Genomic DNA, 24,221 nt, shown 5'->3' on the forward strand with positions numbered 1-24,221 from the left:
GGTGTGGAAGCGCGGTAACGCGTGGAGCTGACGAATACTAATCGGTCGAGGACTTATCCACACACTTAGCAATCATGCGTATTCAGTTTTGAAGGAACAAGCCTTCTATATGGAGCTGTGGTGAAGTTGGAGTTCACGCCGGTCTGTCACACCGGAGGTCGCGGGTTCGAGTCCCGTCAGCTCCGCCATTCTTACTCAAGAGTGGCGAACAAAGTATATGGCTCGGTAGCTCAGTCGGTAGAGCAGAGGACTGAAAATCCTCGTGTCGGCGGTTCGATTCCGTCCCGAGCCACCATGTACGAGCCATTAGCTCAGTTGGTAGAGCATCTGACTTTTAATCAGAGGGTCGAAGGTTCGAGTCCTTCATGGCTCACCAGTTTTTTCAATCGGACAAAATATGAATAGTTGATAAGATATGCGGACGTAGCTCAATTGGTAGAGCGTCGCCTTGCCAAGGCGAAGGTCGAGGGTTCGAGACCCTTCGTCCGCTCCATTTTTGTTCGTAAACACCACTTGCTATGGGCCAGTGGTGTTTCTTGCTTTATCCGCTGAACACTTTAAAAGACGAGTCAGCTTGTAGGGTGCTGATGCTTCTGGTACGATACTTGGAGTGTAAGCTCCTACGATGTTGGAGGTTTTATGAAACATAACAAAAGTATTTTGAAGAAAACGACCGTCGTTGACTTTAAGCAAGATGCTGCTTTTTTTGTTGACCGGGGAATGCGTTGTTTGAATCGGTACGACTATGATAAAGCATTGCGTTCATTTCGCCGAGCAGTTGAAATGGAGCCGACGAATGCAGAATGCCATTGCCATTTGGCTAGTGCCTTAGCTGAAACCGGACAGTTTGAAGCGTCGAATGAAGTCCTCTATGAAGTGATAGAAAAATGGGACCCATCCATGACAGAAGTGTATTTCTACATGGCGAACAACTATGCCAACTTAGAAGATTACCATATGGCAGAAGAAATGGCTGTTCGTTATTTACAAGAGGACAGTACCGGACCGTATCGGGAAGATGCTGAAGAGCTCCTCGACTATATTTACTTTGAGCTGGACATGCCACCGCGACACTTCCTCCCAAGCGAAAAAGAGGACGTATACAGCAAGCATGAACGAGCTCGTCGCAGCCTGGAAGAGGGACGTTTCCTGGAGGCACTGGATACCTTAAAAGAAATCGTCGAGGCCGATCCTGACTTTTTGCCGGCGTGGAACAATTTATCTCTCGCCTACTATTATGCTGGAGAATTCCAGAAGGCGATGGAGACAATCGAACAGACGCTGGATAAGGAAGAAGGAAACCTGCATGCACTGTGCAATTTGGCGGTTTTGCTCTCCCATCACAATCAAACGACAGAGCTGTTGAGCTTGATTGATGTGCTGAAAAAGGTCGTTCCGTTCCATCCGGAAAATACCTATAAGCTCGCAACAACCATGGGAGTGCTCGGCCAGCATGATGAAGCGTATTTCCATTACCAACGCATGCTGCGAAATGGACGGCCGCATGAAGCGTGCACGTACCACTATGCTGCGATCTCAGCTTATTTGAGCGGGAAAAAGGATCAGGCACTGCGCTGGTGGCAAAAAGCCAAGCAGCTAGATCCAGAAGCAGGAATCGCAGATCAATACATTCAAATGGTAAAAAACGAACAAGAAGGGGAGACTATAAAACCGATCCCCTACCAATACAATACGACCCAACGTGATGTTTCTTGGGAAAAGGCTTCATTCACGGGAGTGGAAGATTTTAAAACAGATCCAATGATCCGAGCTTCCCTTCTCTGGGCATTGCAACATGGACGCGATGAAGTGAAATTTGCGGTGCTGCAAACGTTGTCTCTGATTGGAGACGATGAAGCTGAAACTGCGGTCCGTCAATTTTATTACCAGACGGATAACCAGCAGCTGCAAAAGTTGGCTTTGCTGGCTTTGGCTGATATGGGTGCAGACATGCCAGAGGGAACTCCTGAAGGTTCGAATGATTCACCGACGACGGAAGAGCAAAAGAGCAGTATAGAAGAAGGCATAAGCCATTATTTGCTCTCGCAGGGCAAGCAAGAGGCGGGAGAATGGTGCCTCGATGTATGGCGCAAGCATCATGAATATGCCCAAAGTCGTGTACAAGTGCGAAAAGAAGTAGCGTGGGTCGCAGCATTAGAATATGTATACGGAACGATAACCAACGAAAAGCAGTCACAAGCCCTTCTAGCTCAAAAATATGGCATTTCTGCCGCTACCTTGGCAAAGTGCGTCAAAGTTTTGTCGACACTTGATTTTAAATAGATTATTACATTATAATTAATTTAAATAAGGAAACAGAACTGTGTGAGATGAGGAGGCAACAAGCATGAGCGATCAAAAAATTTATGATGTTATTATCGCCGGAGCTGGCCCTGCTGGAATGACGGCTGCTGTATATACATCCCGTGCGAACATGAGCACATTGATGCTGGAGAGAGGAATCCCAGGCGGTCAAATGGCGAACACGGAAGATATCGAAAACTACCCAGGTTTCACTTCCATTCTTGGTCCTGATCTCTCTACAAAAATGTTTGAGCATGCACAGCAATTTGGTGCGGAGTATGCATATGGCGAAATCAAGGAAATCCGCGATGAAGAGCCGTACAAGCGCGTTATCACGGGTGACAAGGAATACTTGACTAAATCTGTTATTGTGGCAACTGGTGCAGAGCATCGTTTGCTCGGTGTACCAGGCGAAAAAGAATTGTCCGGCCGTGGCGTTTCTTACTGCGCGGTTTGCGACGGTGCATTTTTCCGCAATAAAGAGCTGGTGGTAGTTGGTGGAGGAGACTCCGCGGTGGAAGAAGCTGTATTCCTTACTCGCTTCGCTTCCAAAGTGACGATCGTACACCGTCGTGATCAGTTCCGTGCACAGAAAATCCTGCAAAAACGCGCTTTCGATAACGAAAAAATCGAAGTGATCTGGGATACAGAACTAAAAGAGATCCGTGGTGAAGGCAAAGTACAAGCGGTTCTCTTGCAAAACACCAAAACTGGTGAACAAAAAGAATTCCCAGCGGACGGGGTGTTTATCTACGTAGGTATGGACCCATTGACTGCAAGCGTACGTCCACTGGGCATCACTAACGACGCAGGCTACGTACTGACAGACGAAAAAATGAACACCAAAGTAAAAGGTGTTTTTGCAGCAGGAGATGTACGCGAAAAAATGCTGCGTCAAGTCGTGACAGCTACTGGAGACGGTTCTATCGCTGCTCAATCTGCTCAACACTATGTAGAAGAGCTGAATGAAAAGCTAAAAGAACAAAATGTCACAATCTCTTAACCTGCTTGTAACATGGGTGAAATAATTCAAGAGTAATCTATAGACAATGAATTGACCCCCTTATCTATATAAACAATTGTTGCGTGGCTGGCATTCAGTCACGCATCTTTTTTTCTAAAAAAGCTTGTACGCCTGTAGAAGACGTCATTGGAAAAACAGGGGAAGCGGTTCAAAAAGGTGCGAATAAGGTGGACAATATGGTATGCTATTGTCAGAATCGTAGGAGGCGAGTTGCGTGACGGAATTGGGAAACGACAAGGCCATGAATCTCCTGATTATTACCGGAATGTCAGGTGCGGGAAAGACAGTTGCTGTACAAAGCTTGGAGGACCTGGGCTTTTTTTGTGTAGACAACCTACCCCCTGTACTGATTCCCAAATTTGCTGAGTTGGTCAAACAGTCTGGTGGGAGTATTGAGCGAGTCGCATTGGTGATTGACTTGCGAGGGCGTGAGTTTTTTGAAAATCTTGCCGTAACCATGGAAAGCCTCAATCAGATGAATGGATTATCGTACCACATCCTTTATCTGGATGCGAACGATCAGACATTGGTTTCTCGCTACAAGGAAACACGTCGCAGACATCCGCTTTCTCCAAACGGTTCGCCTTTGGAAGGAATTCACGCTGAGCGCCGTTTGTTGCAGGAAATGAAGGGCTGGGCGCATCAGATTATCGATACGAGTCAAATGAAGCCAGTTCAGCTTCGAGAAAAAATCATCAACCAATACGGTCAACAAGGATCACCACTTACGATTAATGTTTTGTCGTTTGGTTTCAAATACGGCGCACCGATAGACGCTGATTTGATGTTCGATGTTCGTTTTTTGCCCAACCCGCATTATGTGGAGGATTTGCGTCCGAAAACAGGATGTGATCCAGACGTGGCAGAGTATGTGATGCAGCACAAGGACACAAAGGAATTCTTAGAAAAGCTTACAGACTTTTTGGGGTATACCCTGCCGCATTACCAGCGTGAAGGAAAAAGTCAACTTGTGATAGGAATTGGATGCACCGGTGGCAAGCATCGCTCGGTCGCTATTGCAGAACATTTGGGAGAAACCTTTGGCAAAGATTTTTCTGTCCGTGTCAGTCATCGAGACATGGAAAAAAACAAATGAGCATAAGATGGCAGGAAAGACTGAAGCGTACGTAAAAAGCCACCTGTGGTATGTGTATTAGAACTAATGAGGTGACATATGCCTACTAAGGGAGTCGGGAGGCTACAGTCAAGGCCATTACGGGTAGTCGTTATTGGCGGAGGAACGGGTCTGTCCGTCCTTCTACGCGGTTTGAAGCACGAGCCGGTGCATATTACAGCGATTGTGACGGTAGCAGACGATGGGGGAAGCTCTGGACGTTTGCGAGAAGAAATGGATATGCTTCCACCTGGCGACATTCGAAACGTCTTGACTGCTCTGGCCGATACAGAGCCGCTGATGGAAAAAGTCATGCAGTATCGTTTTTCCACAGGCACGGGATTAGCCGGGCATAATTTGGGAAATCTATTACTTGCAGCGATGAACGAAATCACTGGAGATTTTGTCACCGCAGTCAAAACATTAAGCGGGGTTTTGGCAGTGCGTGGAGATGTATTGCCAGCTTCCACGCAATCGATTCGGTTGAAAGCGGAAATGACAGATGGATCTCTCGTAATCGGAGAATCCCAAATACCGTTGACTGGCAAAGAAATCAAGCGGGTGTTCCTTGATCCGGAGGATGCTGTTCCTCTGAGCGAGGCCCTGATGGCCATTGCCGACGCGGATGCCATTTTGATTGGGCCTGGCAGCTTGTACACGAGCATTCTGCCCAATTTATTAGTACGCGGGTTATTTGAAGCGATTACACGCGCACAAGCCCCGAAAATCTACATTTGTAACGTCATGACACAACCGGGGGAGACAGACGGTTTTTCTGCATCCAAGCACGTGAATGTCATGTATGAACATGTAGATAGACCATTTCTGGATACGATCATTGTCAATTCAGCCGAGCTGCCTACCCATGTATTGGACAAATACGCGGAAAAAGGAGCAGCTCCTGTCCGATGTGACCTAAAGCAATTGCGCCAACTCGGTCTGCATGTGGTGGCGAAGCCATTAGTCACATTTGAGGATGGCTACCTACGTCATGATGCACATGCTGTCAGCAAGCAGGTTGTGTCACTCGTCAAACGTAGACGGAAGGTGCTGAAGATAGAGAAGGAGTAGTGAAGTCGATGTCATTCGCCGCGCATACCAAAAAAGAACTGACCATGACGGAGGGTGCCGATTGCTGCAGCAAGGCAGAGCTCTCAGCCTTGATTCGGATGAATGGAAGTCTGCAGTTTGGAGCCGGACGACTGGTGCTGGATGTGACGACAGAGAACGCGGCGATTGCCCGACGCATTTACACGTTAATCAAGAGGTTGTTTCAGATACACGCTGAACTGCTGGTTCGCAAAAAAATGCGTCTGAAAAAGAACAACGTCTACATTGTGCGTATTCCGAATAAGGCCAATGAGATCTTGCAGGACTTGGGCATCATGGATCAAAGCCTATCGTTTATCCCAGGAATCGCTCCTGAGATCGTGAAAAAATCCTGTTGCCGCGCTGCTTATTTGCGGGGTGCTTTTTTGGCGGGGGGATCTGTAAATCATCCAGAGGCATCCAGCTACCATCTGGAGATTTTCACTTCCTATCAGGATTTTTGCGAAGCATTGACCAAGATCGCCAATCGGTATAAACTAAATGCCAAGTGCATCGAGCGGAAAAAAGGGTATGTTCTCTATATCAAAGAAGGCGAAAAGATTACAGAGTTTTTGAGCTTGATAGGGGCTCATCAGGCGCTTCTGTATTTCGAGGACGTCCGAATCGTAAAGGACATGCGGAACTCGGTAAACCGTTTACACAATTGTGAAATCGCCAACATAAACAAAACGGTGAATGCAGCCACGAGACAAATGGAAAATATTCAGCTCATCGATCAAGAGATGGGATTGGAGAATTTGCCAAAACGTCTGCGTGAGGTCGCGGAGCTTCGAGTGGCTCATCCTGACATCAATTTGAAAGAATTGGGCGAGATGGTGCCAAGCGGAGTAGTAAGCAAATCGGGCATTAACCACCGCTTGCGAAAAATTAACGAAATCGCTGACAAAATACGAGAAAAACAAAATATTTCGATGTAGATGCATGATATACTAAAGGATAATAGTCTACAAGTAAGGAGGTCCATTCATGGTTCAACAGCAGGTCGTGGTTCAGTTAAAGACCGGTTTGCAAGCTCGTCCAGCAGCCTTTTTCGTACAGGAAGCTAACCGTTTTGCATCGGAAGTATTCGTTGAAAAAGGCAACAAGAAGGTCAATGCGAAAAGCATCATGGGTATCATGAGCCTCGCAATCAGTTCTGGAACGGAAATTACCATTTTGGCAGAAGGGCCGGATGCCTCCCAGGCAGTCACCAGCCTTACGAATCTGGTAAGCAAGGAAGAATAGAGTCACGAGAGACACTTTTCCCTTTTAGGGAGGTGTCTTTTTTTGTTGGTCATCTTGATGAATATGTATCAATTCACTTCGGGCAGGGCATTTCTAACCATGTATATTGCATGAAGGAGGGATGAGACATGAGTAACCGTGATAAGTGTTACGAAGGCCGCGATTGTTATGATATGGACATTGATCGGATGGTGAACGAGGGACTGGGGGGCGGAGTTGTTTCCGACCAAAACGGCCTGATTGAAGAAACGTCTGTAGACACGATGACAGGGGCTACATCAGCCAAGCAAGCCCTTGACGATGACCAGTAGAGGGGGGAGCCGCTTATGAATGTAACGAGAGCACAATCCATCATGAAATCCGACGACCATATCAAGGTAGAGTACGAGGGACAAGCTGTTTGGATCGATGCTGTAGACGAAAAAACCTCGACAGCACGTGTGCATGACGAAAAAAATCCAGCACATAGCCAGACTGTCTACGTCAGTCAGTTAATGGAAGTATCACAATGACCCATCGAAAAAGCCGAGCAAACGAAGGGAAGCCCTTGGGGTTTGCTCGGCATACAAAAGAACACTCGGCCAGTAGTCCAGGCACGAGTGCTTCTTTTTTACTACGTATCGCTTATTTTTTGGAAGACGGTTCGGAAGTGATGACTTTGTCAATCAATCCATACTCTACTGCTTCTGCGGCAGAGAGGAAGTTGTCGCGATCGGTATCCTTTTGGATGCGCTCCAAAGGCTGTCCAGTGCGTTCAGCCAGGATGGTGTTCAGATGATCACGCATCTTCAAAATACGTTTTGCGGCAATCTCAATGTCGCTCGCTTGTCCTTGGGCACCACCCAATGGTTGGTGGATCATGACTTCACTGTTTGGCAGAGCAAAACGCTTGCCTTTTGCCCCAGCAGCCAGCAGGAATGCTCCCATCGAAGCAGCCATTCCGATACAAATGGTGGATACATCAGGCTTGATGAAGTGCATAGTATCGTAAATCGCCATACCAGCAGTAATAGAACCGCCTGGGCTGTTTATGTACAAGTGAATGTCTTTCTCCGGATCTTCCGCCTGAAGGAACAACAACTGTGCCACAACGATATTGGCTACGGTGTCGTTGATTGGGGTTCCCAGAAAGATGATGCGGTCTTTGAGCAGGCGGGAATAAATGTCGTAAGCACGTTCCCCGCGGTTTGTCTGTTCAATGACGGTTGGAATTAAATTCATATGCATCTAGTCTTCCTCCTCTCTTTGTAACAATATCATACACAAAAGGTCAATGAAGGTCAAACACATAAGTGCGCTCCCTCACTACCATGTTTGCCAATTTCCCTCTGTCTAAACCTACTCGAAAAAGAAAACATTCATTCCTTGGAATTCTCATCGGCTTCGGTCAAATCGACGGCGAGTTTCAGCGTGGCTTTCATCTTTTTTCCCTTGATGATCGTATACTCATCGACTTGTTTGGCTTGCAATTGATTGATGGCTTCCGCTAGCTCCTGTTGGTCTTTGTATGGTTCAATGGTCAATAAGCATTCTTCGTCACTGGCCTCTTGATAAATGAGAAAAAAACGTTCCCCTGCCATGGCAAACCTCACCTTCGAAAGTTATCCACAATGTTATACACAGGTTGTGCACAAAAACATTTGTTCGCGGGATATTTATTTTTTCATTAGTCTGGTCATGTTTGGCGAGAGAATTACATAGGAAATGTATGGGATAAAAAAGAAGGAAAAAGTTGATTTATGTCGAACATTACAAAATTGGAATTCATTTCATGATATTTGAGGGGTGTTCATTATGCTTCGCAAGTTTTCGACAATGATGCTGACAGCGGCTCTTCTAACAGGAAGTGTAGCGGCAACGGCTGCGTTTGCCCAAACTGCTCCTGCTCCTGTACAGCAACAAAAAATCAAGGTTCAGCTAAACGGCAAGGAGTTCCCATTCCCACAAGAAATCGTTACTGAAAATGGTGTTGCGTATGTGAATGCGAGCACATTGGCGATTGCTTTGGGTGGTTCCGCAGCATGGGATAGCACGACCAAATCTCTGCTGGTTGCCAAAGACAACACGTACGCTCTGCGTATGTACGAGAACAAAAACTTTGCTTATAAAAACGGCAAAGAAACCAGTGTAGCAAATCCGCCACGTCCAGTGACCGGAGCAGTACTCGTTCCTCTCGTATTTATTGCCCAAGAATTGGGTGCAAAAGTAGAGTACGATGCAAAAACGCTCACTTACAAGCTGAGCATTCCAATTAATTCCTAAAAATGAATGGAACTTCTCATCAAGATAGCCACTTCTATGCGTAGAAGTGGCTATCTGCCTCAATACTACACGTGTACGCCTCTATTAGCAGACAGCGATAGAGGCTTTTTGATTGATTCTTCTTTTAATCATTTCTATTGCAAATTTTCTAAAATATCCTACAATAAGATTGTGATTCATAGTTTGCTCATAAATAAAGAGGGGGATGTTTTGCTATGAAAAAACAGAAATCATTGTCGATACTGGCTGCAACATTTGCTTTGAGCACATTGCTCGCAGGCTGTGGTGGAGGTACAGGGACTGGTGGACAAAGCGCGACACCACAGCCGAGCAATAATAGCGGAGGAAGCACGGGCGGTGCAAGCGGAGCAACTGAGAAGCTCGTGATTGCTGTCGTTGGTCCGATGTCTGGTCAGTACTCCGATTACGGAAGCACAGCAAAAGCTGGTGCTGAATATGCGTTGAAAGAAAAGGCGGAGGCATTCAAAGCACTTGGCTTTGACGTTCAATTGTCCGCTCAAGACGACCAAGCTGACCCGAAACAAGGGGTAGCAGTCGCGCAAATGTTGATTTCGAATCCTGATGTAGTCGGGGTGGTAGGCCATGCTACAACAGGTGCTTCGATTACAGCAGCAGCCCAATACGAGCAAGAGAAGCTTGTGATGGTATCTCCTTCCGCAACGGGATCAGATTTGACTGAGCAAGGCAAGAAGATCGTACACCGCATTTGTGCGCGTGATGATCAGCAAGGCTCCAAGGCTGCTATTTTTGCCAAAAATCAGTTGAATGTAAAAACGGCTTTCGTCATGCATGACAAGGCTGCTTATGGACAAGGTCTTGCGGAAGAAGTGAAAAAGCAATTTGAAAAAGACGGTGTACAAGTTCTCGGCTTTGAAGGGGTAACGGCAGGCGAGAAGGATTATAGTGCGATCATCACCCAAATCCTTGCGAAAAATCCAGAGATGATCTACTTCGGTGGATACTACTCTGATGCAGGGATCATTGTGAAGCAAGCACGTGAAAAAGGCTTCAAAGGTGTCTTCATGGGTGGCGATGGCTACGACTCCGCTGACATGGTGAAAATTGCTGGTGCGGAAAATGCCAATAACGTAGTCTTTACTTCTACTGTAGGCGATATTGGTGCTACCGAAGACGGCAAGAAATGGATCACAGACTTCGAGAGCGCGACAGGCAACAAAGTAGGGATTTTCACTTCGTTTGGCTATGACTCCATGGGTGTTATGCTGAACGGACTGGAAGAAGCGATCAAAGCAAACGGCGGCAAAAAGCCAACTCGTGAACAAGTGCTGGAAGCTGTTCACAAAACCAAAGATTACAAAGGCAAATTCGTCAACGTAACATTCAATGATAAAGGCGATAACGACTTTGCTTCCGTATACGTGTACAAGTATGAGGACGGAAAGAAAGTATTTATGGGTGAAGCGAAGTAATTTTTCATTAGGAATAAGCCGTCTGGGACATACTAGGTTTGGCATGAATACCAGAATGAAAAGGAAGGGATTCTAATGTCAAACAATCGAAACACGAAGAATGGCGGCAATCAAGGACACAGCAGCAAGACGCAAGGCACCCAGAAGCAAAAGTCCGAAAGAGATCGTAACCTGAATAAGCAAGATCCACAATAACAATGACAAAAGCCCACCCGTTTGAGCCAAAGGAGCTCGCGGGAGGGCTTTTGCTTGTTAAATGCCTTGCTTGCTGGGCAAACGCTTTTCGGGATGACCGTAGCCTTGATGTTGTCTGCTTCGCAGATTTTTCGCTTGGGATTCGCGAATTTTGGCCACGAACTCACTCGTGCTCATTTTAGTGAAATCCATAGGGCACCTCCACTGATGATGGGATGTACACCTTTCTAGGATGACCCAATTTGGTCCTGTACAATCGGAAGTGTAATCTCTACTACTGTACCTTCGTGCTCCCTGCTTTTAATTTCCAGGCTGCCGTTGTGGTCTTTCATGATTTTGCTGCTGATCATGAGGCCGAGGCCAGTTCCGTTTTCTTTTGTCGTGAAAAAGGGGGCGCCCAGCTTGTGAATCATTTCTTCAGAGATTCCACAGCCAGTATCCGTGAGCGTAATGAGCACCTGATGATTGTCTTTTAAAGTGGTGGCAATCAGAACTTCACCATGTCCGTCGATCGCTTCAATGGCATTTTTAATGATGTTGATAAAGACCTGCTTGAGCTGGTTTTCTTCTCCCGCAATGATCGGATGGTAAGCGAATGCGGTACGGAAATCGATGTTTTTCAAATTTGCTTCTGACCTCAATAGTGCCAAGACGCTTTCCAGCAAAGGGATGAGCGGAAGAGGCTTGATTTGAATGCTATGTGGCTTTGCCAAGACTAGCAATTCACTCACAATAAAATTGATCCGGTCCAGTTCAGAGAGCATGATGTCGGCGTACTGCTGGTTATCATTCATGCTCGGATAAAGAAATTGGATGAAGCCCTTCAAAGATGTGAGCGGATTGCGAATCTCATGGGCGATTCCAGCAGCCAGTTCCCCAATCACGGACAGCTTCTCAGCCTTCCGTAATAATTCCTCGTTATTTCGGCGTTCTGTAATATCCCGCGATACGATGATAAAGCCGTCACAATCTCCCGTTTTTGTCAGGATAGGGGTACCCTTTGATTCGAGAACGATCCATTTGTTATTTTTTGTTTGGAAACGAAACTCGCATATTTTTGGTTCTTGGCTCGCCAGCAAATGATGAAAGTGGTCAATGACAGTTTGCCGATCTTCTGGATGAATCTCGGCAAAGGTGAGCTGACGGCAATTTTCACTCGTTTCGATTACGCGTGAATGCGAAGGGGAGAGATAGAGGATATCCCCGTTTTTGTCTGTAATCAGAATAAGATCATCTGTGTATTCCGAGATGATTTTGTTCGTTTTCTCGCTTTTAAACAAGGCAGCCTCAGAGTATTTACGTTCTGTGACATTTCGCGAGACTAACATGATGTTTTGGACGTCTCCTACCGCGCTTAAAATGGGGATACCGCGTGTTTCAAAGGAAACCTCGTTTCCATTCCTATCCATAGAGCGCGTCTCGAAATGAACGGGTTGTTTCGTTGTCATGATCTCTTGAAATTTGTCCCGGAACATGGGGATATCCTCTGGATGTGTGAGTTGCAGATTGTTAGGGGAAGTAACCTCGGCTGGAACAAATCCCAATTGCTCGATTGATGGGGATGCATAGATACGTCGCATGGATAAATCATAAATCGTCACGATATCCTGGGTATGATCAATGAGGAGACGATATTTGGCTTCGGTTTGACGCAAGGCCTCTTCAATTTTTTTGCGGTCGGAAATGTCACGGGTAATGCAGGAAGCACCAATAATTTTTCCCGTTTCATCTTTGATTGGAGCAGCCGACAGAATGACATCCATCTTCGTGCCATCTTTTCGCTGTCTGATGGTTTCGTAATTGGTTAGTAATACACCCATGCTCCTGACCGCATCAAATAACTGTTTGGTTTCGCTCCTGTACTCTTCTGGAATAAAGCAGAGCGGTGAAGCGTAAATCTCCTCCATGGACCAACCGTAGTATTGCTCAAAAGCATGATTCACCAAGACGATATTGTTATCGAGATCACTAATCGAGATGGCATCTGTTGTAAAGTGGAAAAATGCTTTTAATATTTGATCTGGAAATAACACTTGCGTGATTTCCTTTTTCGAGCGTTTCTTTTTCCATAAGAAAGGGGTTTTAAGCTTGTTCATCAGATTTCCCCCGCATAGTCTATCAAGTATTTGAATGAGATAGTGTTGTCGTAACTATTCGAGATATAGGAGCCATTTTCCTATCAAAATTTGGAATAGTTTGTTATTCCATAATGAATTGGTTATGCATGAAGGTTCTGACTTGCATGGAAATCCGCTATAATGAGAGTTAGAAAAAAGTCGGGGGTGTATGCATGACAACTGGTTTTATCGTTGCGTTGGTGCTCATTTTTATCGTCATCATCGGTGCGACGATTTTGGTTACAAACAAAGCTTATTCGCGTAAACCTGAACAAATAGATCCGATCCTGCCCAGTAAGGATATTGCTGGAAATAAGGAACTCGATCAATAATGCCAGCAGGCAAAAGAAAAGGAGTGGTTATCTCAACCACTCCTGCTTTATTGACGGAATCGGAAAGTATATAGCCTACAGTTTGGAGAAGCGTTCTACGATGTCATCAACAAGCAGTTCAGCAGAAAGGATTCCGCCGCCTACGTTCCAGATCACTTCGTCAACTTGGAATGCCTTATTGTTTTTCGCGACATTCAGTTTTTGATAGAGCGGATCTTTCATCCATTCCTCGGTGTATTTATTAGCAGAGCCATCACCGGAATAATCGCCGATCCAGTAAAACATGACGTCGCCATCCATTTCAGCCATGAGCTCTTTTGGAATGTCTTTTTTGAACTCATCGATGTCTTGGGAGGCTGGTCGAGCAAAGCCAAGCTGGCTCAGAACAACGCCAGAGAAAGTGTCTTTCAAGTAAAGACGAGTTTTGCCAGCTACGAAACGTACGACAGAGACTTTCATCTTCGTCTTGTCACCCAGTTTTCCTTTTGCATCCTCAATCTTCTTATCGAAATCAGCCATCAGCTTGTCGCCTTCAGCTTTTTTATTCAGCGCTTCTGAGTAAAGGGCAAAGTTGATTTTCCATCGTCCTACGAGATCCTCGGAGAAGACGGTTGGGGCAATCGAGGAAAGCTGAGCGTATACTTTTTCTTGCCCTTGGCGTCCTTTTGTTCCCAGAATCAGGTCTGGCTTCAGGCTGGCGATCAGCTCAACGTTCGGTTGGTTCTCATCGCCCAATTCAACTGCATCCTTCATTTTCTCTTTAATATGTGGATGCCATGGGTCACCAGGTTTGCCGAGGCCACTCATGACAGCCCCAACTGGTGTAATTCCTAATGCGAGAACAGCCTCTGTGCTTTCACTGGTGAGAGTGACGACACGTTGAGGAGTCCCTTTTATTTTTGTTGACCCCATAAAGTGTTTGACTTCTCTCTCTTCAGACGCTGCCGGTGCAGGTGCTGATGTAGTTGTTGATGCGGCTGGTGTAGAAGAAGACGAGTCGGATGAAGGCGTTGCCTGTCCTCCGCAACCTGTTACGAGCATGACAGCGGAAAGCATAGCCCCGAGCATCAAACGCAGGGAAGTTTTGCGCATGATGGAAAATCCCCCTTTTAACTGATAATGATTATCATTTTTCTTCACTACTGTATATGCTCATATGACAATGTGTCAATATATTTTTTGGAACCAAAGGAAAACTATAGATATTTTTGTGCGATCTTTTCCATTAGCGATAATAAAAATCAATATCATTGACTAGCCCTATCTGCAAGCTTAGACTGATTAGTGGGAGAAACTTACATACAGATGTAACGAAAAGGAAATAGACAGAATAGGGAGAATGCAACGGAAAGAAGGGAACAAGCGTGAATGTAATTTTGTCCAGCCGACTGCAAAAGACTACTGTACTCATAGTAGGACTCGTCATCTTGGCGGTCGTGATGGTAGCTAGTATCCTTTTTGGAATCAATCGGTATTCGCTCACTACGGCAGTAGAGGCATACACTCAATTTTCCGGTTCGGAGGAACATTTGATTATTACGACATCCCGAATGCCGCGTACACTGACAGCAGTAGCGGTGGGGAGCAGTCTCGCTGTAGCAGGTGTTTTGTTGCAGGCGTTGACTCGCAACCCTTTGGCTTCACCATCTCTTATCGGTGTGAACGCTGGAGCTGCAGCCGCTATAGTGACGACGATTGCTGTTTTTGGCTCGAAATTCCCAGTGTCGCAAATGATGTGGGCAGGCTTTATCGGAGCGGGTGTGACTGCATTGCTTGTATACGGATTGGCTTCCGCTGGGCGGGGAGGCATGACTCCGATTAAGCTGACACTTTCGGGTGCAGCGGTTGCTGCTTTTGCTTCGTCTGTGACTTCTCTGTTTATGCTGCTGCAAGAAAAGACGATGACAGAGGCCTTTTACTGGTTAGTTGGCTCTGTGGAGGGAAGACAGCTCGATCATTTTTTTATGCTCATTCCTTATTTGCTTGTAGGCTGGTTAGGTGCTATGCTACTGACCGGCTCGTTAAACTTGATGGTACTCGGTGATGATGTAGCGACTGGCCTGGGCCAAAAGATTATCTTGGTAAAAGCTTCAGCGATATTGATCGTGGTGCTCTTGGCAGGTGGGAGTGTCGCGCTCGCCGGACCGATTGCATTTGTGGGTATCATCATCCCGCATCTTTGTCGTTTTTTAGTCGGTCTTGATCATCGCTGGTTGATTCCCTATTCGATTGTCTTCGGCGGAGCTTTTCTGGTTTGCGCGGACTTGCTTTCTCGCCTTGTATTGATGCCTATGCGTTTGGAAGTACCAGTAGGCGTAGCAACCGCCATGATCGGAGTGGCTTTTATCATCCCGCTGGTCAGGAGGAGGGCGTATGCATAGACATGTAGTCATTCGGACCAAAAAACCAGCGCTCTCGTTTCATGTAAATAAGCGGGCGTTAGGAATGAATTTCATACTATTTTTGCTCTTATCTGTTGTGATTGTATTGAGTATTGGCTTAGGAAGCTTGCATATTCCTGTGTGGGAAGTCATCAAAGCTTTTGTGGGCGCGGGCAGTGAACAGAATGAATTGATCGTGCTCGATTGGCGATTGCCTCGCGTTGTCGTTTCTGTCATGGTGGGGGCTTCCTTGGCAGTATCTGGGGCTATCTTGCAGTCCTTGGTGCGAAATCCGTTGGCTTCGCCTGATTTGATCGGAACTACAGCGGGAGCGACGGCAGCGGCGGTAGCATTTATTACATTCGCAAAAGATGTAAGTGTGCAATGGATGCCATTGGTGGCCTTGATCGGTGGATTGTTAACCGCTACGCTTACGTATCTCACTGCCTGGAAGGAGGGAGTCTCCCCTTTCCGTCTCGCGCTTGTGGGTGTATGTATTTCAGCAGGCATGGGGGCATTAACGATCTTTTTCATGGTGATCACTCAAACCCGCAAAGCCTCAAACGCTCTCGGGTGGATGACAGGAACCGTGTACGGTATGTCTTGGGTAAATGTGATGACCTTGCTTCCGTGGACTGTTTTGTTTCTCGGCGCTACGATTTTCCAAATCCGTTATTTGAATGCCCAGGAGCTCGGGGATGATATCGCCAAAGGTATTGGCGTAGCGATTGATAAGAAGAGATTGCTCCTGATTGCGATTAGTGTGGCATTGGCTGGTGCTGCTGTCGGAGTGGCAGGAGGAATCAGTTTTATCGGGTTGATGGCTCCACATATTGCGCGTAGGCTAGTAGGTTCTGCGTATGGCTACTTGCTGCCGGCTTCCGCCGTTTTGGGCGGGATGCTTGTCGTCTTGGCTGATTTGATTGGGAGAACGGTGTTTTTACCGCATGATTTGCCAGCAGGGATTTTTACCGCAGCGATTGGAGCGCCGTTTTTTGTGTATCTTTTGTATAAAACGAGGAATCATCAGTAGGAAATAGCTTTTTAACGAAAAAAAGCAGCCCGTTCTCCTTAAGGAAGCGGGCTGCTTTTCTTCCAAGGGTGCAGAAGAAGCTCCTACTAGAGAAGAAGTTCGCGCATCGAGGCTGTCAATTGAAAAGCAAGTCGCCCCATCTCTTTACAGGACTCTTGAAATCGTCTCAATGTCCACTCAATCAAAAGCACATGGAGGGTGGAGGACATCGATCTTTGTGCATAGTAGTAGAGGCTCTCCTGGTGATGATGGTTCTCTGGATTTGCCTTGTTTGGAAAACGCTCTTGAATAGAAAAGTCAACGCTCCGAAAAATGATCTGTCGCACTTTCCTGTCACCACTGCAAATGTTCTCTATTAAGGAAGGGGGAGAGTGCTGCTGCCACATCTCGAAAAAAGCTATCAGCATATCTTCATTCAGCTCGTTCTCTTCATCTATGATCCTCCAGTAGGTCGCATACTGAGCGCACAAATATTCATATAAGATTTCGTCTTTATCCTCGTAATTGCGATAAAAGGTTTGTCTGGCAAGCCCTGCTTTTCGTGTGATCTCGGTAATGGAGATGTGGGAGTATTGCGTTTTTTCCATGAGTTGAAGCAGAGCAAGAGTGATCCATTCTTTTGACGGTTGTGTTCGATTTCTTACGTTGAGATTCAAATGTGACACATCCTTGCTTTTGTCTATTTTCGAATGGTTTTTCCTGAATTCAATTGAAAATGGAAGATATCTATATTAGTGTACAATTGTAACATTTGATCTCCCTTTGCGCAGTGGGAGAACGTGGTGGAAGAGGAAGCACAGATAGATAGGCCTATTTTTTTACTTCCAAATTGATAATGATACTCATTACCGTAAAAGGGGACACAACTATGTTTAAAACAGGAAAGCTCTCACTGCTAGTGACGATGATCATGTCGCTGCTTTTGGCTGCTTGCGGTACGGAAACGGCTGCTCCAGCCCCACAGGCACAAACAGAGCAGCCGCAGTCAGAACAGGTCCGCAAGATTACACATGCCATGGGTGAAACAGAAATCAAGGGTACCCCACAACGCATCGTTGTTTTGACCAACCAGGGGACAGAAAGCTTGCTTGCATTGGGAATCAAGCCGGTAGGAGCAGTTAAATCATGGATCGGAGAACCGTGGTTCGACCATATTAAAGATCAGATGAGTGGGGTTGAAGTCGTAGGGGACGAGACACAACCTAACATGGAGCTGATTGCCAGCTTAAAGCCCGACCTGATCCTCGGAACAAAAGTGCGACAAGAGAAGATTTACACGCAGTTATCAGCGATTGCGCCAACCGTTTTTACAGAAAACCTTGGTGACAGCATGATTGAAAACTTCGAATTATATGCGCATGCGGTAAATAAGGAAACAGAAGGAGCGAAAGTCCTGGCTGATTTCGATAAATTGATCGCCGAGACTAAAACCAAGCTAGGTGACAAAGCGAAGATGGAAATCTCGTTGGCACGATTCCAGCCTGGGAAAGTACGTGTCTACTATAAACAAAACTTTGCAGGGGTTATTTTCGACAAGCTAGGCTTTGCACGTCCAGCGGAGCAGAACAAGGCGGAGTTTTCCAAAGATATCGCAAAAGAGCAGATCAATGTACTGGACGGAGATGTTTTCTTTTACTTCACCTCTGACCGTAATGGGGATACCGGAGCTTCGAAGACCGCACAAGAATGGCTAAGTGATCCACTCGCGAAGAACATGAAGGTGGTACAGACAGGCCGTGCGTATCAAGTAAACGAAGCTATTTGGAATACGGCCGGGGGAATCCTGGCAGCGGACTTGATGGTGAAGGATATCGAGAGGATCTTTGCGGACATCAACTAATAGAAGAGATAGGAAAATAAAAAAGGCTGGAAGCATCCAGCCTTTTGGTTAGCAATTATGGTACGCCTGAAGGGAATCGAACCCCCGCACATGGTTCCGGAGACCATTGCTCTATCCACTGAGCTACAGGCGTATAGTGTTTTTTAATGACACTATTTCATTATATGACAGCGATCAGGCAAAATGCAAACGAAAAAAGTGGTTTTAGTGGATTTTTTCATGAATATGAACTCGGTCCATATCTAAATGGGCAGCAGCATGAGAGAAGGGGATCGAACGTGCAATCTTTTTTATGCAGCCGTGTTCAAAAATGGTCTGTACTGATTATGGGGATCGTGATTCTTGCGTTGGCCATGACGGCAAGCGTACTGTATGGATTGCAAAACTTACCTCTATCAACAGCCATTGAGGCGTATACTCAGTTCGATGGGAGCACAGAACATCTTATTATTAAGGATACGAGAGTACCTCGGGCAATTACGGCTGCATTTGTCGGAGGAAGCCTGGCTGTAGCGGGAGTTCTTCTGCAAGCACTCACCCGCAATCCGTTAGCTTCCCCCTCTGTTTTGGGAATCAATTCGGGAGCGGCCCTGTTCATTGTGATTGCGTTGTTTTTGGCAGGGAACGTTTATTCCTTTACACAGTTGATGTGGATTGGATTTTTGGGCGCGGGATTTACGGCTATTCTGGTTTATTTGCTTGGATCAGCGGGACGAGGTGGGAGCTCGCCGTTAAAAGTGACACTTGCGGGCTCGGCTGTGGCCGCTTTTGCCTCTTCGTTGACTTCCTTATTGATGCTCATGAGTAACCAGACGTTAGAGGAAGCGCTCTATTGGCTGGTGGGATCTGTGTCTGGACGCGATTTGCAGCACGCCTTGATGATTATTCCCTATTTGTTCTGTGGGTGGATACTGGCATGTTTTATGGCAGGCTCTCTCAATTTGATGGCACTGGGTGACGATGTTGCCACAGGTCTGGGACAAAAGATTATATGGATAAAGACGGCGATCGTATTGGTTGTCGTACTTCTCGCAGGTGGGTCTGTAGCCTTGACCGGCCCCATTGGCTTTGTTGGAATCATGATTCCCCATATTGCGAGGTATTTGGTCGGCTTTGATCACCGTTGGATTTTGCCTTACAGCGTCGTGTTAGGTGCCATATTCCTCGTTGTGGCTGACGTGATCTCCCGGTTCTTGCTTGTGCAGGAAGAAGTCCCTGTAGGAGTAGCTACTGCCGTTCTAGGAGTGCCGTTCGTCATTGCCATTGTAAGGAGGAGGGCACATGAATAACTTTAAAGTGATTCGAAGTCAGAAGCCGATGTTCTCTTTTCATGTGGAAAAAAGGTCGATGGGCATCTTGATCCTTTTGGCTATTCTGCTGGTGGCTGCTGTCGTCATTAGTATCGGATTGGGCAGTACACGCATTCCCGTGTTGGAAGTTTTGAAAACCTTGGTTGGTTTGGGAAATGGCACTGAGCAACTCATCGTGCTCGAGTTGCGTCTGCCGCGCATTGTGCTCTCGGTACTTGTGGGTGCAGCGTTGGCTGTGTCCGGTGCTATTCTCCAAGCCCTCGTCCGCAACCCGCTGGCTTCGCCAGATTTGATCGGGACGACAAGTGGTGCAACAGCTTCGGCTATGGCTTTCATCGCATTTTCCAACGGAGCGTACAGTATTCACTGGCTGCCAGTTGCTGCGCTAATCGGTGGATTTTTTGCTGCTTTTCTCACTTACATAACTGCTTGGAAACGTGGGGTCTCTCCGTTTCGCTTTGCTTTAATAGGTGTTTCGATCTCAACGGCAATGAGTGCATTGTCTATTTATTTCATCTTATCTGGTCCAATCTATCTCGCTTCCCAAGTGTATGCGGACGCGCAAAATGAGAAAACGCGACGCGCAAAATGAGATAGTCCGATTCAGTAGGTTGAATGAAATAATGTATAAAAGGGTCCCTGAATATGCTAACAGGAGACCCTTTTATATTGCATTTAAACGCTCTTTAAATCAAGTTTGAAGGGTATTTTATACGAACATACATTCGTTTAAATCTAGTTTCCCTTCAAGGCGAGTCGTTCCCACAAGCCCTAGAAGCCCGTTATTTGCTCGTTTTGAAAAGCTGCATAGTGTTCTTCGCCCCACTATGGAAACCTACTATAGAAGCAGCGAGCAGTATTCCAGCGATCAGGCCAACTCCATTCATCCCAATGAAGTACAGGCCAACTGGGACGCATAGCACAACAGCAAGGAGCGGGATAAACTTCTTCGGCACACCCAATTGAATAGCGATCCAAAGGAGAAAGAGCATCGCAGGGATTACAGTTGCATCGAATACTGACAAGTCAAATTGTAACATTACAGCTTCACCTTGCCTTTCAATTTTACAGTTTTTGTATCTTCAGACCAGTCAACATCCATGCCCATGACGTTTGCAATTTCCCGAACCCAGGCGAAGCCAGTACCCTCGATCAAAACAGAGCTGTTCAAGACGTAGCCGGAGAAAAGGACCATTCTCGACGCTTCACACCAACCCACCGCATCACCCTTGCCGAGAGCATCAGCCAATTTTCGTACTGGAATGTATGCTTTTCCATCTTTCAAGAAACCTGTGATTTCTGTAGGTTTTGCGTCGATTTCAAGCTTCACAACAGTTTGGCTATTCACAGTATTCACAGGTTTGCTCATAGGTGGATTTACAAGCGCCTGAATCTGAGCTTCAACGTCTTTTTTGAATTTGGTGAATAGAGCTGGCTGCTCAACCCACGGTTTAGGGCAGAGCTTCCGCCATCTTGTGCCGTGTGCATTCACTTGCTCAATATCATAGTGTCTTATGTTGCGATCCGTCTTGTACCCAAAAAGGAGCTGCAACAAAGCACCCACTTTAACGGCTGAAGCAACAGTGTCAGGGTGGAAGCTGCCGTCTTTTTCGATACAAAGCTCGATTCCAATTGCATTCAGGTTATACCAGCTATTCCCGGCGTGATAGGCACGTTCCCAAAGGGGAATGATAATCCGAATATCTTTTTGGTAAATGAAGATGTGAGCGCCAGCGTAGCGGTCTGGGATGTTGTCATTCGGGTTTTGATTCCTCAAATTATCGAAATATTGCTGCTCACGCTTCGCAGTAGCTCCAGGATCGGCAGTGTAGTGCCACACCGCCGAAGATTGAGACTTGAGGGCTTGTCCATCCCTAGAAAACTGGTTTACATGGATGAAGTCCTCGACAGCTATTTCTAGCAATTGCTTGTAATACTTGTTGCTCTGGATTTGTGATTTATTCAATAAAATTCACCTCTTACTGGCCCGAAGCCATGATCTCTTGTTTTTCTCCCTCGGTGATATAGCCTTTTGTAACGGCTGTGGTCAGTTCAGCTTCAGTCCACGCGCCGGATTCCCATCTCATCGCGCAATACGAATAAAGTTTGCTCGCCATCTTAATCCCTCCGTTTTATGCCAGCAAGAGTGCATCTAGTGCATCTTGTGTGATTTTTAATTGTTGCTCTAGCTGCGCAATCTTTTCATCTTGCGTTAAAGGCTTATCTACATACTCATAAGAAAACTCTTTTGTTGTCGGATTGAAATATAAAACCGCTTCTTTCCCTGCGATATTGTCCGGGGTGGGTACTGTCGGAACAAGTACGCCGCCTGCATTTTCTGCATCCGCCGCATTGTTTATGCCGATCTCCTCCGGCAAATAATGAATTGTCAATACTTTGGCTTTTCCTCCAACTGGTGACTCATGGCGAATAAAAATCATGCTTAACCCCTCCATTTGATATTGTATAAAACTCTTGTGGTGTAATAACGATGCACAAGCACCTGAGAAACCCCATCCGATGCAATTTGTTCCCCGCTATTGGGCGGAGTATCTGTCCATGTAAAATCAGTAACGCCGGGATATATAACCACCGGGCTGCCGTTATCAGCACTTATATAAATATTGCTATTTGGGAATAGTTGGTGCGTGCCGTACATACGCCCGGATGATCCTCGGTTTTCCAACCCAACCCCATTAACGGTATTGGCATAGGTATCCATTCTCCATCGGTAAAACAAGGAATAATAATTGGCCCCATCCTGCACCAATGCGTTTAGCAAAACAATACCGTCAACCTTCGTGAAGAATAACCCAACGGTCTGATAGGTTGTTGAACATAGCGCCACCCTCACGCCATCCGACAACCTCGCAACAACAATGGACGTTGAAGAATACTGAAATGCCGCCAACCCCAACTCTTCATTAATCGCAAACCATGTGTAACCATAGCCAAGGTTGTAACCAGCATCTGCTGTTGTGGTTGTGGACTCCGTAACAAGGTCGCTCTTTCTGACTTTATAAATCTTCTTTCCTGCCGCATCCATGACATATAAATAGTTTGCTGTTTGCGCTATAGCTGCGCCTGCCGGAAATGCTGCGCTTTGTGCCACAAGGTTCAGCGCCAAATCGTACTTATAAATGGCTACTCCGCTTGAAAGCACATAAATATAGTTTCCGTCAAGCAAGTAGTCTGTAAGTGGGTTAATTGTCTTTGTGATAACGGTTTGATCGTCTAACTTCTGGCGAGTAAATTCGTTGGTATTCGGGCCATGTCCATACATATACCCGTTTTTCAAAAGGATTTTTCCGTTGTAAAAACTCGCACCACCGTATTGTGCAACCTTCTCCAATACCATTACTTTTTTCTTATTCCCGCCCGATCCGATGCCATGCGCTGCCAATAATTGTGCTGTATCCACGATTTCTTTCCTCCCTTCTTAACCGCAATTCAGATAATCACCGTCGGCATCATAGGTAACCGGGTTATTGACTGTAGAAATGACAGTTACCCCATCCAGTTCATACTTTACAACCTGCATGGTTGGGTAATTCCCATTAGCATCTACTGCGCCCGTCAATGTTGTACGAATTGCTAAAGTACCATCAGGCCGCAAATAATCAACCTGCGTAAATTTTCCATTCGCATCCTTGCCGCTGCGTCGTACCAAGTAGTTGGGGCTAACCACGTCAATGTCTCCCAGCTTCATCTGCGAAGCACCGAGGATGTTAATTTTCCCTTTCCCTGCGAGAGTTTTATCTGCCGCCTTTTCAAACCTAACATCAAACCTGTTTGATCCGTTATCGAGAGCTGTGCCTTGCGCCGTCATGCGGATACGGTAGGCGCTTCCTTGATCTACAATTAGACCGCCTTGATCCCCAGTGCCACCAGCCATGCGAGCAATCAAATATCTCACTGCTGCCGATGCGTCTACAATTACATTTCCAGTGAAAGTGTTGTCTTGGTCGAGTGCTGCGGCCTTCTCCAATGTGGTTCTTGGCGCAGTTTTCCAGTCAGCTTTCCCAGTAATGGCTTTAATCATATTAGCGATTCCGCCAAGCAGAGCGGACAACAACCCTGTGTTTGTGGGTGCTATCGTCTGGTCGATGGTGCGGTTTGCAATTTTCGCATCAGACACCGATCCATCTGCAACGCTTGCAGCCTCTCCAGTGATGCTGAAGGCTCCCTTACCCGTAGCGTCCAGGCGCGGGACCTTATTTGCTCCGTTGGCTGCGACTTCAGTCATTGGAACAAAATCAGCGGGGACCTTTCCGCCGATGCTGGCTGCATCGCCCGTGATGCTAAAGGCTCCTTTGCCCGCAGCGTCTAGGCGCGGGACCTTATTTGCTCCGTTGGCTGCGACTTCAGTCTTGTCGAGCTTTGTATCATTCAGAAACTTGTCATTGTTTATGAGGTCTTGATAGGGACCGTTCCACAGCTCAGGAGTTGCATCATCGCCCTGTACAATGCCGCGAACACGATCTTTAAACTGAGACTGTCCGATAAGATCAGCCAAATTGTTCA

The 24,221-nt window shown here is 46.4% G+C and carries 28 protein-coding genes, 5 tRNA genes and 1 rRNA gene (1 of these 34 only partly in view); 21 read left to right on the forward strand and 13 right to left on the reverse strand.

The features are described 5' to 3' along the window. The 13 genes from EL268_RS02440 to EL268_RS02500 form a co-directional block, all read left to right on the forward strand. Positions 1–61: ribosomal RNA gene (locus EL268_RS02440) — 23S ribosomal RNA — on the forward strand (it extends 2,881 nt beyond the left edge of the window). A gap of 50 nt (positions 62–111) precedes the next feature. Next, positions 112–188 (forward strand) — tRNA-Asp (locus tag EL268_RS02445). A 31-nt stretch (positions 189–219) separates the two neighbouring features. After that, positions 220–295: transfer RNA gene (locus EL268_RS02450), tRNA-Phe, on the forward strand. 5 nt (positions 296–300) lie between these two features. Beyond that, positions 301–376, forward strand: a tRNA-Lys gene (locus EL268_RS02455). Between the two features lie 41 nt (positions 377–417). Next, positions 418–493, forward strand: a tRNA-Gly gene (locus EL268_RS02460). A gap of 146 nt (positions 494–639) precedes the next feature. Then, positions 640–2,283: a tetratricopeptide repeat protein gene (locus EL268_RS02465; RefSeq protein ID WP_106656369.1), complete on the forward strand. Its 1,644-nt coding sequence runs from the start codon at positions 640–642 to the stop codon at positions 2,281–2,283. 64 nt (positions 2,284–2,347) lie between these two features. Next, complete coding sequence (gene trxB, locus EL268_RS02470) at positions 2,348–3,307, forward strand: thioredoxin-disulfide reductase (RefSeq protein ID WP_106656368.1); 960 nt, start codon at positions 2,348–2,350, stop codon at positions 3,305–3,307. A gap of 235 nt (positions 3,308–3,542) precedes the next feature. After that, positions 3,543–4,424, forward strand: a complete 882-nt coding sequence (gene rapZ, locus EL268_RS02475) for an RNase adapter RapZ (RefSeq protein WP_106656367.1) — start codon at positions 3,543–3,545, stop codon at positions 4,422–4,424. Between the two features lie 78 nt (positions 4,425–4,502). Then, the gene (locus tag EL268_RS02480) at positions 4,503–5,513 is read left to right on the forward strand and encodes a gluconeogenesis factor YvcK family protein (protein WP_106656366.1); all 1,011 of its coding nucleotides are present in this window, start codon (positions 4,503–4,505) and stop codon (positions 5,511–5,513) included. Positions 5,514–5,521: 8 nt separating this feature from the next. Beyond that, positions 5,522–6,469 (forward strand): DNA-binding protein WhiA, encoded by a 948-nt coding sequence (whiA, locus tag EL268_RS02485; RefSeq protein WP_106656365.1) that lies wholly within the window; start codon positions 5,522–5,524, stop codon positions 6,467–6,469. Positions 6,470–6,518: 49 nt separating this feature from the next. Next, a complete protein-coding gene (locus EL268_RS02490) occupies positions 6,519–6,776 on the forward strand; it encodes an HPr family phosphocarrier protein (RefSeq protein WP_048034964.1) in 258 nt (85 codons plus the stop codon). A gap of 128 nt (positions 6,777–6,904) precedes the next feature. Next, complete coding sequence (locus EL268_RS02495) at positions 6,905–7,087, forward strand: hypothetical protein (RefSeq protein ID WP_106656364.1); 183 nt, start codon at positions 6,905–6,907, stop codon at positions 7,085–7,087. 15 nt (positions 7,088–7,102) lie between these two features. Next, positions 7,103–7,288 (forward strand): H-type small acid-soluble spore protein, encoded by a 186-nt coding sequence (locus EL268_RS02500; protein WP_106656363.1) that lies wholly within the window; start codon positions 7,103–7,105, stop codon positions 7,286–7,288. Positions 7,289–7,400: 112 nt separating this feature from the next. Here the strand turns inward: EL268_RS02500 and clpP are convergent, their stop codons facing one another. Both clpP and EL268_RS02510 read right to left on the reverse strand, forming a co-directional pair. Next, positions 7,401–8,003 carry an ATP-dependent Clp endopeptidase proteolytic subunit ClpP gene (clpP, locus tag EL268_RS02505; protein WP_007720441.1) on the reverse strand — a complete coding sequence of 201 codons (603 nt, stop codon included), beginning with the start codon at positions 8,001–8,003 and terminating at the stop codon, positions 7,401–7,403. A gap of 131 nt (positions 8,004–8,134) precedes the next feature. Beyond that, positions 8,135–8,356: a hypothetical protein gene (locus tag EL268_RS02510; RefSeq protein WP_026043328.1), complete on the reverse strand. Its 222-nt coding sequence runs from the start codon at positions 8,354–8,356 to the stop codon at positions 8,135–8,137. 214 nt (positions 8,357–8,570) lie between these two features. Between EL268_RS02510 and EL268_RS02515 the strand changes: the two genes are divergently transcribed. Together EL268_RS02515 and EL268_RS02520 are read left to right on the forward strand one after the other, a co-directional pair. Next, a complete protein-coding gene (locus tag EL268_RS02515; RefSeq protein ID WP_106656362.1) occupies positions 8,571–9,038 on the forward strand; it encodes a copper amine oxidase N-terminal domain-containing protein in 468 nt (155 codons plus the stop codon). A gap of 215 nt (positions 9,039–9,253) precedes the next feature. After that, the gene (locus EL268_RS02520; protein ID WP_106656361.1) at positions 9,254–10,489 is read left to right on the forward strand and encodes a branched-chain amino acid ABC transporter substrate-binding protein; all 1,236 of its coding nucleotides are present in this window, start codon (positions 9,254–9,256) and stop codon (positions 10,487–10,489) included. Between the two features lie 252 nt (positions 10,490–10,741). Here the strand turns inward: EL268_RS02520 and EL268_RS02525 are convergent, their stop codons facing one another. Beyond that, complete coding sequence (locus EL268_RS02525) at positions 10,742–10,876, reverse strand: DUF4023 domain-containing protein (protein ID WP_015893478.1); 135 nt, start codon at positions 10,874–10,876, stop codon at positions 10,742–10,744. 35 nt (positions 10,877–10,911) lie between these two features. Next, the gene (locus EL268_RS02530) at positions 10,912–12,780 is read right to left on the reverse strand and encodes a PAS domain-containing sensor histidine kinase (RefSeq protein ID WP_106656360.1); all 1,869 of its coding nucleotides are present in this window, start codon (positions 12,778–12,780) and stop codon (positions 10,912–10,914) included. A 194-nt stretch (positions 12,781–12,974) separates the two neighbouring features. On the opposite strand from EL268_RS02530, the gene EL268_RS32620 reads away from it, so the two are divergent. Further along, positions 12,975–13,133: a hypothetical protein gene (locus EL268_RS32620; RefSeq protein WP_164724421.1), complete on the forward strand. Its 159-nt coding sequence runs from the start codon at positions 12,975–12,977 to the stop codon at positions 13,131–13,133. Between the two features lie 75 nt (positions 13,134–13,208). Here the strand turns inward: EL268_RS32620 and EL268_RS02535 are convergent, their stop codons facing one another. Continuing rightward, positions 13,209–14,225 carry an ABC transporter substrate-binding protein gene (locus EL268_RS02535; RefSeq protein ID WP_106656359.1) on the reverse strand — a complete coding sequence of 339 codons (1,017 nt, stop codon included), beginning with the start codon at positions 14,223–14,225 and terminating at the stop codon, positions 13,209–13,211. 272 nt (positions 14,226–14,497) lie between these two features. Here EL268_RS02535 and EL268_RS02540 point away from each other — a divergent pair, with 272 nt between their 5' ends. Further along, the gene (locus EL268_RS02540) at positions 14,498–15,514 is read left to right on the forward strand and encodes a FecCD family ABC transporter permease (RefSeq protein ID WP_106656358.1); all 1,017 of its coding nucleotides are present in this window, start codon (positions 14,498–14,500) and stop codon (positions 15,512–15,514) included. Beyond that, a complete protein-coding gene (locus EL268_RS02545) occupies positions 15,507–16,547 on the forward strand; it encodes a FecCD family ABC transporter permease (RefSeq protein WP_106656357.1) in 1,041 nt (346 codons plus the stop codon). The genes EL268_RS02540 and EL268_RS02545 overlap by 8 nt, the downstream gene beginning before the upstream one ends. Before the next feature lie 86 nt (positions 16,548–16,633). Here the strand turns inward: EL268_RS02545 and EL268_RS02550 are convergent, their stop codons facing one another. Further along, complete coding sequence (locus tag EL268_RS02550; protein WP_106656356.1) at positions 16,634–17,203, reverse strand: TetR/AcrR family transcriptional regulator; 570 nt, start codon at positions 17,201–17,203, stop codon at positions 16,634–16,636. A 212-nt stretch (positions 17,204–17,415) separates the two neighbouring features. Here EL268_RS02550 and EL268_RS02555 point away from each other — a divergent pair, with 212 nt between their 5' ends. Continuing rightward, positions 17,416–18,387 carry an ABC transporter substrate-binding protein gene (locus EL268_RS02555; RefSeq protein WP_106656355.1) on the forward strand — a complete coding sequence of 324 codons (972 nt, stop codon included), beginning with the start codon at positions 17,416–17,418 and terminating at the stop codon, positions 18,385–18,387. A 58-nt stretch (positions 18,388–18,445) separates the two neighbouring features. Here the strand turns inward: EL268_RS02555 and EL268_RS02560 are convergent. Beyond that, positions 18,446–18,520, reverse strand: a tRNA-Arg gene (locus EL268_RS02560). Positions 18,521–18,665: 145 nt separating this feature from the next. On the opposite strand from EL268_RS02560, the gene EL268_RS02565 reads away from it, so the two are divergent. Then, positions 18,666–19,676 carry a FecCD family ABC transporter permease gene (locus EL268_RS02565; protein ID WP_106656354.1) on the forward strand — a complete coding sequence of 337 codons (1,011 nt, stop codon included), beginning with the start codon at positions 18,666–18,668 and terminating at the stop codon, positions 19,674–19,676. After that, positions 19,669–20,289 carry an iron chelate uptake ABC transporter family permease subunit gene (locus tag EL268_RS02570; protein WP_106656353.1) on the forward strand — a complete coding sequence of 207 codons (621 nt, stop codon included), beginning with the start codon at positions 19,669–19,671 and terminating at the stop codon, positions 20,287–20,289. Before EL268_RS02565 ends, EL268_RS02570 begins: the two co-directional genes overlap by 8 nt. 190 nt (positions 20,290–20,479) lie before the next feature. Here EL268_RS02570 and EL268_RS02575 read toward each other — a convergent pair whose 3' ends face one another. Genes EL268_RS02575 through EL268_RS02600 form a run of 6 tightly spaced genes read right to left on the reverse strand, consistent with a single transcriptional unit; the run spans position 20,480 to position 24,213 of the window. Then, a complete protein-coding gene (locus tag EL268_RS02575) occupies positions 20,480–20,737 on the reverse strand; it encodes a hypothetical protein (protein WP_106656352.1) in 258 nt (85 codons plus the stop codon). Beyond that, positions 20,737–21,663, reverse strand: coding sequence for an N-acetylmuramoyl-L-alanine amidase (locus EL268_RS02580; protein WP_164724422.1), 927 nt, complete (start codon positions 21,661–21,663; stop codon positions 20,737–20,739). Before EL268_RS02580 ends, EL268_RS02575 begins: the two co-directional genes overlap by 1 nt. 13 nt (positions 21,664–21,676) lie before the next feature. Beyond that, positions 21,677–21,814 carry an XkdX family protein gene (locus EL268_RS02585; RefSeq protein ID WP_106656350.1) on the reverse strand — a complete coding sequence of 46 codons (138 nt, stop codon included), beginning with the start codon at positions 21,812–21,814 and terminating at the stop codon, positions 21,677–21,679. Positions 21,815–21,829: 15 nt separating this feature from the next. Further along, the gene (locus tag EL268_RS02590; RefSeq protein ID WP_106656349.1) at positions 21,830–22,138 is read right to left on the reverse strand and encodes a hypothetical protein; all 309 of its coding nucleotides are present in this window, start codon (positions 22,136–22,138) and stop codon (positions 21,830–21,832) included. A 2-nt stretch (positions 22,139–22,140) separates the two neighbouring features. After that, positions 22,141–23,118 (reverse strand): hypothetical protein, encoded by a 978-nt coding sequence (locus tag EL268_RS02595; protein WP_106656348.1) that lies wholly within the window; start codon positions 23,116–23,118, stop codon positions 22,141–22,143. A gap of 18 nt (positions 23,119–23,136) precedes the next feature. Then, the gene (locus tag EL268_RS02600) at positions 23,137–24,213 is read right to left on the reverse strand and encodes a hypothetical protein (protein WP_106656347.1); all 1,077 of its coding nucleotides are present in this window, start codon (positions 24,211–24,213) and stop codon (positions 23,137–23,139) included. Positions 24,214–24,221 lie beyond the last annotated feature (8 nt).

The organism is Brevibacillus brevis (assembly GCF_900637055.1).
In the GTDB taxonomy this organism is placed as follows: Bacteria; Bacillota; Bacilli; order Brevibacillales; family Brevibacillaceae; genus Brevibacillus; species Brevibacillus brevis.